The organism is Streptococcus sp. HMSC071H03, from assembly GCF_001813035.1.
GTDB lineage: Bacteria > Bacillota > Bacilli > Lactobacillales > Streptococcaceae > Streptococcus > Streptococcus anginosus.
In genome coordinates this window covers 25,714-36,438 of record NZ_KV811169.1, presented here as the reverse complement: position 1 = coordinate 36,438, position 10,725 = coordinate 25,714, and the positions used below count along the sequence as shown (strand labels likewise).

Genomic DNA, 10,725 nt, shown 5'->3' with positions numbered 1-10,725 from the left:
TTTGTGTCTCATCTGAATTATTATTTTCCTGCAAGAAGCGTTGAAACCAAGTTTTTATCCGTTGATAAAATTCTCTCGGACTTTCTCCATTTGGATAATGCTCGTCCATTGCAAGACTTCTAAAATAAAGACGAGGAAATTTTTGATCAGCTTCACTATTTAACATTCCTGCTAAATCACCATTATTCGTTTCTCGTAAGCTGCTTTCTTTCTCCAACGGCAGTTGAAGCGCCTCCACTAAAATTGTTGCAGTTGTCTCAGCTCTTTTTAAATCACTCGTAATCATTTTCGTAAAATGATAGTCTTCTTTGTGTTGGACTAAGTAATCTGCTAACGTTTTTGCTTCTCTTTTCCCTTCAGGAAGCAAATCGAGCTGACTCCAGCCACCTCTGTGTTGATCAGAATCTTTCCCATGTCTGACAAATAATATGTTCATGATTTCCTCTTTCCTTTAAATTTTAAGAATTATCCTTGCCAAAAATTCATAGTTCTACTTCTTCTAAATCCTTGACCAAGTGAACGTTTTTAAAAATGGAACTGGCATCTCTGCGCATTTGACCTATATCTTTTGATAGAAAGCGTGCGCTAATATGATTGAGAAGGAGACGCTTGGCACCAGCTTCTCTAGCAACTTCTGCTGCCTGCATATTAGTAGAATGTCCGTGGTTCTTGGCGATTTTCTCGTCCCCTTTACCATAAGTGGACTCGTGCACCAAAACATCTGCATTCACAGCCAGTCGCACACTGGCATGCGTTTTACGCGTATCCCCCAAAATAGTGATAATCTTGCCAGGTCGTGGAGCTGAAATGTAATCTGCTGCTATAATTTTCGTCCCATCTTCCAGTACTACATCTTCTCCATTTTTCACCTTACCAAAGAGAGGGCCAAAAGGAACACCTGCGACTTTCAATTTCTCAGCATCCAACGTACCTTCCAAATCTTTTTGCATAATGCGGTAACCCACACAAAAAATGCTATGATCTAGTTTCTCTGCATAAACTGTAAATTTATCAGTTTCTAAAATTTTCCCTAAGTGTTTTTCGTCAAATTCATGAAAATGAATCCGATAAGGCAGGCGCGACCCTGACACACGAAGACTCGTCATGACAAAACTTTTAATACCGACCGGTCCATATATTTCAATATCTGTTTGCTCTTCATTAGCTTGAAATGATCGAGTGGATAAAAAGCCCGGTAGACCAAAAATATGATCCCCATGCAAATGAGTGATAAAAATCTTTCTAATCTTTCTGGGACGAATCGTCGTCTCTAAAATGCGATTCTGGGTTCCTTCACCACAATCAAACATCCAAATTTCATTGATTTCATCCAATAGTTTCAAAACCAGACTAGAAACATTCCGAGCCTTAGAAGGCTGACCAGCTCCTGTACCTAAAAATTGTAGTTGCATCTTTTTCTTTCTATTTTTTCTTAATATAAATCATCGCAGAGCGATTCTGAGAACGATAATAAAGCTGACCAGCATAGTCTTGAGCCAACTGAATCAGCTCTTCCTGATTGTACCCTTCCAGTTTCAGGCGACCATCTGCTAGCTTATAAAGATCTGTCAGAGCAGAGAGCGGCTGCTTTTGGACTACTTCTTCAGGAATTGCTGGCACCATCCGAATGACATTTTCCTCTTCATAAACGAGATAATGAGGGAAAAGCTGAGCAATTTCAAAGAGTAAATCCGGTTCAATCACCTCTGGAATTTCTGGAAACATTAATCCAATTCCATCTTCGTTTTCAAAACAAAAACCATAAGATTTACCTGAAAGATTCAGGCGAATAAAAGGTTTTTCCTCCTCAAAGCTAGGATGGTCGTTAAAAAGAGCCAATTCTTTATTTAGTTCTAGAAAATAAGTTGTTGCAGCTTTCGGACTCTTTTTTTGATAGAGTTCCGAAAAATACGCATTGATAACACTTGGCGGTGGCGTGATAAAAGTCATTTTTTGCGAATCGGACAGCTTGTCCAGAACCTTTTCTAGGTAAATACGGTCTAAACTCGTAAAGCCACCGTATTTAAGCGCTAAATTGATATAATCAGTCATAAAATTCTTCTAGTCTCCATTTATTTTTTTCTGCTATATAGCCAGAAATCATTTCACTTTCTTCCAGATACTCTCTCTTATCAATGATTGCCAGACTTTCCAATTCATGTAACTTATAAGCCTTGCTAGGACTAACCCTGATACGAAAAGGGACAAAAAGTTCTCTCATCTTATTCAACAGAGCATTCTGCAAAACTGTTCTGCTATTTTCATTTTTCGCCGAAATCAGGACATAGGGAGTTAAGGTTGGAGTGAAGTTCTCTGCTTTGTCTGCTTTATTATAGAGGGTCAAGCGAGGAATGTCTAGCATATCCAAGTCATTCATAATAGCCAAGACCGTTTTTTCATGTTCTTCGTGGTTAGGGTTGCTGGCGTCAATCACATGAACTAAAAGGTCCACATTTTTACTCTCTTCCAAAGTGGATTTGAAGCTAGATATTAACTCGGTTGGTAAGTCTTGAATAAATCCGACCGTATCCGTCAATGTTACATTGAATCTGCCTGTCAGATTGACGCTTTTAGTTGTCGCATCCAAAGTAGCAAAAAGTTCGTCCGCCTCATATTGACTCTTGTTGGTCAAGGCATTCATAATGGTAGACTTTCCAGCATTAGTGTAACCAATCAGACCGATTTTAAAAACACTAGAATCCAAACGTTTTTCCCGTACAGTTGCGCGGTTTTTCTCTACAATTTTGAGTTGGCGCTCGATATCGTGGATCTGATTGCGAACACTACGACGATTGAGTTCCAACTGACTTTCACCAGGACCGCGGGAACCAATTCCCCCAGCCTGACGGCTGAGCATGATCCCCTGCCCGACCAAGCGAGGCAAGAGATATTTAAGTTGAGCCAAGTGAACTTGAAGTTTTCCTTCGTGACTCCTAGCCCGCATAGCAAAAATATCCAAAATTAATTGCATGCGGTCAATAACCTTGACCCCTAGAATTTCTTCCAAATTGATATTCTGGCGAGGTGTCAGACGATTATTGACAATGACGGTGGAAATATCATCTGCTTCTACCATACGCTTGATTTCTTCTAATTTTCCAGCACCAACAAAAGTCTTGCTATCATACTTCTCTCGTTTCTGAGTGTAAGAGGAAACCACTTGAGCGCCAGCAGTCTTGGCTAAACTGGCTAATTCTTCCATAGACATGGAGAAATTTTCTATTCCCTGCAATTCCACTCCAATAAGGATCACTCGTTCCTGCTGTTTTTCTGTTTCAATCATTCAAAAATTCCTCTATATCCTGCATAATCCGTTCTTTGACATTCGGATCTGAAACCTGATAAAAAGTAGCATTCATGCGATTTCTAAACCAAGTTAGCTGACGTTTAGCAAAGCGGCGAGTGTTTTGTTTAAGTTTATTGATAGCTTCCTCCAAGGCCAACTCTCCGGCAAAGTAGGGGAAAAGTTCCTTGTAGCCAATTCCTTTGCTGGCTTGGACATGTGGATAGTTGTCATAGAGCCACTTCGCCTCTTCTAAAAGTCCAGCCTTTAGCATTAGATCCACTCGCTGATTGACACGCTCATAGAGAATCTCTCGATCATCGTCCAGACAAATCAGCAGGGCTTCATAGTCAGGCTGTTTGTTTTCAAGTTCATTCCCCAAATGAGCAATTTCCAGCGCTCGCATAGCCCGCCTGCGGTTAATCTGGGAAATTTCCAATCCAAGCTCTGCTATTTTGCCAAATAATTCCTCATCAGCCAAGGTATCTAGTTCAGCTCGATAGGCTAAAATATCCTCATGAGAAGCTGACCCCCCCAGATGATAGCCCTCCAGCAAACTTTGAATGTAAAGTCCTGTTCCGCCTGCAATAATCGGCAGTTTCCCTTTTGCTACAATCATCTCAATAGCAGCCTCGGACTCCTTTACAAAATCAAAAGCCGAATAAGACTCGGTCACTTCCCGTACATCTATCAAATAATGAGGAATCTCCTCCTGCTCATCTGGAGTGACTTTAGCCGTTCCGATGTCCAGTTTTCTATAAACTTGCTGACTATCACCACTAATAATCTCACCATTGAAACGTTTTGCGAGGTCTATGCTGAGAGCTGTTTTTCCGACAGCAGTTGGTCCTACAATTACAATTATCTTAGTTTTCATCTTTTCCCTTGAAAAAAATTTAATTTTTCGTTACTATATATTATAACATAAATAAAGTTCAGAAAAGGAGAAATCTCATGGCTAAAGGATTTGTTAAAGGTGTTGTAACTGGCGTAGCTGGTACTGTTGCTGCTGTTGCAGGTGCAGTTTATACATTCAAGAAAAAAGTGATTGAACCTGAAGAAAAGAAAGCAGCTTTCATCGAAGAAAACCGTAAAAAAGCAGCTCGCAAACGTGTATCACACTAATAGCTTATATATTATAAAAACTCCAACGAGTAACTCACTAAAAGATGAGTAGTTGTTGGAGTTTTTTTACACGTTCTTTCTCATACTATAAAAGACAGTTTTTTTATTCATAACGCAAGGATTCGATCGGATCCAATTTAGAAGCCTTATTAGCCGGCAAAATACCGAAAACAATCCCGATAGTTGCAGAAAAGAGCACACTTCCGACAGCAGATACTGTCGTAATGGTAGGTGGAGCTCCGAAAAATGCATCCAAACTATGACCGATAGATGCCACGATAAGAGCTGCTAAAGCAAGCCCAATCAAACCGCCAATCGCTGTCAACACCATTGACTCAATGACAAATTGCATCAAGATATTACCACGTGTGGCTCCAAGGGCTTTCCGAAGACCGATTTCACGGGTTCGTTCTGTTACCGATACAAGCATAATATTCATGACACCGATACCACCAACGAGAAGTGCTATCCCGGCAATCGCTCCAAAAACCACTTGCACAATGGCAACCTGACTTTGGATCGCAGCCAATTGACTGGCTTGATCAAACATCTGGTACTCGCCTTCTCTCACACCAGACAATTTTGTCATCAAGCGCGCAGCTGCGCTTCCGTCTTTCAGCACATCATCTAATTTTTTAACATGTACCACGACATTCATAATCTCAGCAACATTGTATTCAGCTGCCAACTGAGTGTTAGCCATTAGTAAATTTCCGTTGTTCATATTGGCTAAGCGATTTCGCGTTTCATTCGGATCTTTATAAACCCCAATCACACGGTAATTATTAGATCCCAGCTGGACAATCTGATTGAGCGCCTTATCTGCACCTCCAAAAAGAATATCAGCTAGTTTCGTATCCAGTAATACAACTCTTGCAAATGTTTGATAATCATTTGATTTCAATGTCCGTCCTGCAACGATTTGGTATTTCTTTACCGTAAAGTAAGTGGAATTGATACCTGTTATAGGAATATTGTCCGCCTTTTTCTTACCATAATTTACTGTAGCGGTTGTGTTATTTGTAACATAATAATTGTCAATTCCGCTAATATCATTAACCGCTTGCTTGACCCAAACTTCTTGGATTTGAGGCTCTTCTTCTGTCGAAACTGTCTCATCACCATTTCCACTTTCAGCATCGTCACGCATCTCTTGATACGTCATAACACCATCACCGTTTTTACTTCTCTTGTGTGAGTAAAATAAGGAAACATCTTGCTGTGCACCACCCAAAACATCTGTGAAGGCATTGGACATACCACTTCCTAGAGCCACAATAACCACAACAGACATAACACCAATGATAATGCCCAACATCGTTAAGAAAGAGCGCATTTTATGCCCCATAATGGAGTTGATTGCAAATTTCCAATTCTGCATCATGCTTCTCCTTTCTTACTGTCTGATGAGATGACACCGTCTCGAATAACAATTTGTCGTTTTGCAAAGGCTGCAATCTCAGGCTCATGAGTGACCATGATAATGGTTTTTCCTTCACGATTTAGCTCCGTCAGCAATTCCATAATTTGCTCACCCGTCTTGGTATCCAAGGCTCCCGTCGGCTCATCTGCTAAGATAATGGAGGGATGATTGACCAAGGCACGCGCAATAGCCACCCGTTGCTTTTGCCCACCAGAAAGTTCTGATGGTAAATGGTGCATCCGCGTTTCTAACTCAACTTTTTTAAGATATTGCTCTGCTAAAGCTTTCCGTTTGGATTGAGAAACCCCTGCATAAATCAAAGGAAGTTCTACATTTTGAAGAGCATTTAATTTTGACAAGAGGAAGAATTGTTGGAAAACGAAGCCAATCTGCTGATTACGCACTTTGGCTAGCTTTTTCTCACTGAGCTTGGCAACTTCTTCACCTTCCAAGTAATATTCACCACTCGTTGGGCGATCCAACATACCAATGATATTCATCAAGGTTGACTTTCCTGAGCCAGAAGGCCCCATAATCGCAACAAATTCACCTTCTTCAACTTCTAAATGAACATCTTTCAAAACTTGAAGCTCCTGATCTCCATTGCGATAACTTTTGCTAACATTTTTTAAATCAATGAGTTTCTTCATACGATTTCACCTCTTGACCGTCTTTCAAGCTATCTGTTGGATTGGTGATAACTTTACTATCTTTTGTCAAACCAGATGAGATTTCTTGATTTTTAGCATCTGCATTTCCTAGTGTCACTTGCACTTTTTTTGCAGTTCCTTTTTCTAGTGTCCAAACATAGTTTTTATTGTTTTCAGAAACAACGCTGCTGACCGGCACGAGAATCCCTCTTGTATTGTTTTTTACTTCAACATTGACGGAAAATCCTTGCTTCAAATCACCAATTTCGCTTGTAATATCTACTGTATAGGGGTATTTTGCTCCTGAATTTGCAGTACCTGCACCAGCTGCTGCTGTATTTTGACTGTCTTTTGGATAATTTGAGATATAGCTGATTTTCCCAGTCCATTTCTTATCTGGATAGACCTTGGACGTAATCGTCACTTCTTGTCCGACTGAAAGATTTGCCAGATTGTACTCAGATAATTCTCCCTTCACTTGGAGGTTGCCGTTATTGACAATATGAACGAGTGTTTGATTAGTACCTGTCGTAGATTTAGAAACATCACGATTGACTTCTACTACAGTTCCATTATTTGTACTGGTGACAGTCGTTGCATCTAGTAATGCCTGTGCTTTATTGATATTGTCCACAGCATCTGCGCGATTGTCCTGCAAATCGTTTAATTGAGAATCCACCGAACGTTGTGCAGACGCAGTTGTTTTATTATCTGCCGCTTCATCACCCGTCACATCAACAGTTGTTCCATACGTTTTCAAATCATAAATTTGGCGATCAATCTTGTTTAAAGCACGAACAGCAGCATCATATGTAGCTTGTGCTTCAACACTCTTGTATTGAACTAAAGCTTGTCCGGCTGTAACTTGATCTCCAACATTTACAAGAACATTATCCAAATCGCCCTTTGTCCCGTCATAGTAGACATATTGCTCATTGTTAGCTGCAACATTTCCTGACAGCAAAACAGATGAAGCAACTGACCCTTCTTTTGCTTTCTGCACTTGAATCGTTTCTTCTTTATCTTTATCAGCAGTACTATTACCATTAAACAATAACATCGTACCTATCGCTCCTAAAACGACAACCACAGTTACACCAATCAAGCTGTACAACTGCCACTTTTTCAATTTTTTCATCTCTTTCTCCTCCTGATGAAAACGGTCTATTTTTTATATTATAACACATACGATTAAAAATAAGATAACGTCTATAAGAAATCCTTTACTCTTTTAACATTCATCTACCTTCTTTCTAGTTATTTTGTGTTGTATTAAATATATAATACAATAATACAATCAAATAATCAAGCCTTTCATCAATTTTTGTAGCAGATTTTTGCAATCATTTTCCAAAAACGTTACAATAATTTCATATTACAGATAAAAGGAGACTCGTATGAGAACATTTGACATAATTGCTATTGGTGGCGGTAGCGGAGGAATTGCAACCATGAATCGCGCTGGAGAACACGGTGCAAAAGCTGCCGTTATTGAAGAAAAGAAATTAGGGGGCACCTGTGTCAACGGCGGCTGTGTTCCTAAAAAAATCATGTGGTATGGCGCCCAGATTGCCGAAGCCATTCGTGATTATGGACCAGACTATGGTTTTACTTCGGATAATCAGCAGTTTGACTTTAAGACGCTTCGGAAGAATCGCGAAGCCTATATTGATCGTGCCCGCAATTCTTACAATAATAGTTTCAATCGAAATGGCGTTGAGTTGATTGAAGGTCGCGCCAAATTCATAGACCGCCATACAGTTGAAGTCAACGGCGAGCTTATCCAAGCCAAGCATATTGTCATCGCAACTGGTGCTCACCCTCATATTCCAGCAGTATCCGGAGCAGAATTCGGTGAAACCTCTGACGATGTTTTTGCATGGGAAAAACTCCCTCAATCCGTTGCCATTCTTGGTGCCGGCTATATCGCAGTTGAACTAGCTGGACTTCTTCATGCTCTGGGTGTAAAAACAGACCTTTTCGTTCGTCGAGATCGTCCTCTCCGCAATTTTGATTCTTATATCATCGATGGTCTTGTGGAAGAAATGAAGAAATCAGGTCCTACTCTACATACGCACAAAATACCAGAAAGGCTTGAAAAACTTGAAAACGGAGCGATTCGCATTACCTTCGAGGACGGAACGAGCCACACCGCTCAACACGTCATCTGGGCAACTGGGCGGACTGCAAACACCAAAGGGTTGAATTTAGAGGCGGCTGGTGTTACCCTAAATTCTCGTGGCTTTATAGCAGTTGACGAATTTCAAAATACAGCAACATCGGGTATTTATGCTCTAGGAGATGTTACAGGCGAAAAAGAATTAACCCCTGTTGCTATCAAAGCAGGTCGTACCTTAGCCGAACGCTTATTTAATGGAAAAACTGAAGCTAAAATGGATTATTCTAACATTCCAACTGTTGTCTTCTCTCACCCAGCGATTGGTACAGTTGGCTTGACCGAAGAGCAGGCGATTCAACAATACGGAGCAGAAAGTATCCATATTTACACTTCTAACTTTGCTTCCATGTATTCAGCTGTCACCCAACACCGACAACAAGCCAAGTTCAAGCTCATTACAATGGGGATAGATGAGAAAATCATTGGTCTCCACGGAATTGGCTATGGAGTTGATGAGATGATTCAAGGCTTTGCAGTTGCTATCAAAATGGGAGCTACCAAAGCAGATTTTGATGCGACTGTCGCCATTCACCCAACCGGTTCAGAAGAGTTTGTCACCATGCGTTAATCGTAGAGACGCTTCTCATAAATATCTTCCTCCCAGAGTTTTTCCAATTTTATCTCAATAGTCAGAATGGCTGCCAACGTCTCTGACTATTTTAGTTTACACGATAACTTCTTCTCATTCCATAACTTATTCTTTCATTTTATCCGCTAATCTTACATTTTTGTAAGATTCCTTTTTCCTGTGATTTTTTAGTTAATAAAGAGGTACAGTTTGTTATGATAATATTAAAGCGATTTTACGAGGAGGTACTTTTATGCAAAAGACCAAAACAATTCTGACAACTGTCTTACTTATCTTTTTAAATGTCTTTGGACTAATTGCATTTTTGATATTATTCCTTCGCAGTAAACATAAAAGGAAAGCAATATCGCGGAAAAAGTAAATATTTTGATAAAAAGGTGAATTCAGTCTATGCTTTTGCCTTTTTATTTAACCCTTGACATTTCTCTTATTTGTTTTATAATAGTTACCATATCATAAAATAAAGGGTTACAATTATGAAAAAATCATTTACACTCGTTTTACCAGCAATTGGCGCAGCTTTGATAGCCGTTTTTGCTCAGATTACTATTCCTATCGGTCCAGTTCCTTTTGCTTTGCAAAATATGGCAATTGGCTTAGTGGCTACTATTTTTCATCGAAAAGAAGCTCTATTAGCAGTCGCTCTTTATCTTCTCTTAGGCGCTATCGGTCTTCCTGTTTTTGCAGGAGGAAGCGGTGGATTTCAAGCACTTGTCGGTCCCAATGCAGGTTATCTCTGGTTTTATTTGTTCTACGCCCTAATAACAGCTAGTCTAACTTCCAAAAATAGCAGCTTTTTAACGATATTCGTATCAAATCTACTCGGAGATGCTTTGGTTTTTGTCGGTGGTGTACTTGGTTTAATGTTTCTAGCAGGTTTTCAACTTGATAAAGCTATTACAGTCGGAGTCATCCCCTTCATTTTACCAGATTTCATAAAACTGATTGCAATTAGCTTTATCAGTAGACCTATTTTTAAAAGCTTAAAAGATCATCCCTACTTTAAAAATTGATAAAGTTGTCTCACTCCCATTATTAGAACTCACGTGTTGTGGGTTCTTTTTACATTGCTCAAAAAGATTTTTTCATTTTCTTCTTGACAAAAATGACCAACAGTCCTATTATATTTTAAAAAAAATAACCGACGGTCACCAAAAGGAGCTCACCATGCCTATTAGAAAAGCAGTCCCAAGCGATATTCCAGCACTCAATAATCTCTTAGAGCAAATCTTGCTTGTTCATCACAACGTCCGACCAGACATTTTCCAAGAGAGTGGTCGCAAATTCAACGATGAACAATTGAAAACACTGATGTCTCAAGAACATACACCAATCTTTGTCTATGAAAATGAAGAAGGTAAAATCTTGGGTCACCTCTTTTGCATCATTAAAGAACCACACAGTCTCGTATTGACACCTATCAAAACACTTTTCATTGAAGACCTTTGTATTGATGAAAATGCTCGTGGTCAAAAA

Annotated in this window: 12 protein-coding genes; 4 read left to right on the top strand and 8 right to left on the bottom strand. The window is 39.7% G+C overall.

All coding sequences use genetic code 11. From position 1 onward, the window contains the following. The 5 genes from HMPREF2887_RS07365 to miaA form a co-directional block, all read right to left on the bottom strand. Positions 1-436 (bottom strand): histidine phosphatase family protein (locus HMPREF2887_RS07365; protein ID WP_084740994.1); only part of this gene is annotated, 436 nt, incomplete at its 3' end. 46 nt (positions 437-482) lie between these two features. Further along, positions 483-1,412 (bottom strand): ribonuclease Z, encoded by a 930-nt coding sequence (rnz, locus tag HMPREF2887_RS07360; RefSeq protein ID WP_057489699.1) that lies wholly within the window; start codon positions 1,410-1,412, stop codon positions 483-485. Between the two features lie 10 nt (positions 1,413-1,422). After that, complete coding sequence (locus tag HMPREF2887_RS07355) at positions 1,423-2,052, bottom strand: hypothetical protein (RefSeq protein WP_057489700.1); 630 nt, start codon at positions 2,050-2,052, stop codon at positions 1,423-1,425. Further along, a complete protein-coding gene (hflX, locus tag HMPREF2887_RS07350; protein WP_003024084.1) occupies positions 2,045-3,283 on the bottom strand; it encodes a GTPase HflX in 1,239 nt (412 codons plus the stop codon). Before hflX ends, HMPREF2887_RS07355 begins: the two co-directional genes overlap by 8 nt. Then, complete coding sequence (miaA, locus tag HMPREF2887_RS07345) at positions 3,276-4,160, bottom strand: tRNA (adenosine(37)-N6)-dimethylallyltransferase MiaA (protein WP_057489701.1); 885 nt, start codon at positions 4,158-4,160, stop codon at positions 3,276-3,278. Before miaA ends, hflX begins: the two co-directional genes overlap by 8 nt. A gap of 77 nt (positions 4,161-4,237) precedes the next feature. Here miaA and HMPREF2887_RS07340 point away from each other — a divergent pair, with 77 nt between their 5' ends. After that, positions 4,238-4,408 carry a DUF3042 family protein gene (locus HMPREF2887_RS07340; protein ID WP_003024081.1) on the top strand — a complete coding sequence of 57 codons (171 nt, stop codon included), beginning with the start codon at positions 4,238-4,240 and terminating at the stop codon, positions 4,406-4,408. A 103-nt stretch (positions 4,409-4,511) separates the two neighbouring features. Here the strand turns inward: HMPREF2887_RS07340 and HMPREF2887_RS07335 are convergent, their stop codons facing one another. From HMPREF2887_RS07335 to HMPREF2887_RS07325, 3 genes are read right to left on the bottom strand one after another with little or no spacing between them, the layout of a single operon-like run. Then, on the bottom strand, positions 4,512-5,789 hold the full coding sequence (locus HMPREF2887_RS07335) for an ABC transporter permease (protein ID WP_018543525.1): 1,278 nt from the start codon (positions 5,787-5,789) through the stop codon (positions 4,512-4,514). After that, positions 5,789-6,481: an ABC transporter ATP-binding protein gene (locus tag HMPREF2887_RS07330; RefSeq protein ID WP_003024078.1), complete on the bottom strand. Its 693-nt coding sequence runs from the start codon at positions 6,479-6,481 to the stop codon at positions 5,789-5,791. Before HMPREF2887_RS07330 ends, HMPREF2887_RS07335 begins: the two co-directional genes overlap by 1 nt. After that, positions 6,465-7,619 (bottom strand): efflux RND transporter periplasmic adaptor subunit, encoded by a 1,155-nt coding sequence (locus HMPREF2887_RS07325; RefSeq protein ID WP_021001830.1) that lies wholly within the window; start codon positions 7,617-7,619, stop codon positions 6,465-6,467. The genes HMPREF2887_RS07330 and HMPREF2887_RS07325 overlap by 17 nt, the downstream gene beginning before the upstream one ends. 259 nt (positions 7,620-7,878) lie before the next feature. Here HMPREF2887_RS07325 and gorA point away from each other — a divergent pair, with 259 nt between their 5' ends. The 3 genes from gorA to HMPREF2887_RS07310 form a co-directional block, all read left to right on the top strand. Beyond that, entirely contained in the window at positions 7,879-9,228 is a 1,350-nt protein-coding gene (gene gorA / locus HMPREF2887_RS07320) for a glutathione-disulfide reductase (RefSeq protein ID WP_021001831.1), read from the top strand. Positions 9,229-9,725: 497 nt separating this feature from the next. Beyond that, entirely contained in the window at positions 9,726-10,262 is a 537-nt protein-coding gene (locus HMPREF2887_RS07315; RefSeq protein ID WP_021001832.1) for a biotin transporter BioY, read from the top strand. Between the two features lie 154 nt (positions 10,263-10,416). Beyond that, the coding region (locus HMPREF2887_RS07310; protein ID WP_084740991.1) for a GNAT family N-acetyltransferase at positions 10,417-10,725 on the top strand (309 nt) is incomplete at its 3' end.

Bases quoted from the DNA above. Each gene is read 5' to 3' on its own strand.
- rnz (WP_057489699.1), bottom strand. From the start codon at position 1,412: ATGCAACTACAATTTTTAGGTACAGGAGCTGGTCAGCCTTCTAAGGCT.
- HMPREF2887_RS07325 (WP_021001830.1), bottom strand. From the start codon at position 7,619: ATGAAAAAATTGAAAAAGTGGCAGTTGTACAGCTTGATTGGTGTAACT.
- HMPREF2887_RS07335 (WP_018543525.1), bottom strand. From the start codon at position 5,789: ATGCAGAATTGGAAATTTGCAATCAACTCCATTATGGGGCATAAAATG.
- HMPREF2887_RS07330 (WP_003024078.1), bottom strand. From the start codon at position 6,481: ATGAAGAAACTCATTGATTTAAAAAATGTTAGCAAAAGTTATCGCAAT.
- hflX (WP_003024084.1), bottom strand. From the start codon at position 3,283: ATGATTGAAACAGAAAAACAGCAGGAACGAGTGATCCTTATTGGAGTG.
- HMPREF2887_RS07355 (WP_057489700.1), bottom strand. From the start codon at position 2,052: ATGACTGATTATATCAATTTAGCGCTTAAATACGGTGGCTTTACGAGT.
- gorA (WP_021001831.1), top strand. From the start codon at position 7,879: ATGAGAACATTTGACATAATTGCTATTGGTGGCGGTAGCGGAGGAATT.
- HMPREF2887_RS07340 (WP_003024081.1), top strand. From the start codon at position 4,238: ATGGCTAAAGGATTTGTTAAAGGTGTTGTAACTGGCGTAGCTGGTACT.
- HMPREF2887_RS07315 (WP_021001832.1), top strand. From the start codon at position 9,726: ATGAAAAAATCATTTACACTCGTTTTACCAGCAATTGGCGCAGCTTTG.
- miaA (WP_057489701.1), bottom strand. From the start codon at position 4,160: ATGAAAACTAAGATAATTGTAATTGTAGGACCAACTGCTGTCGGAAAA.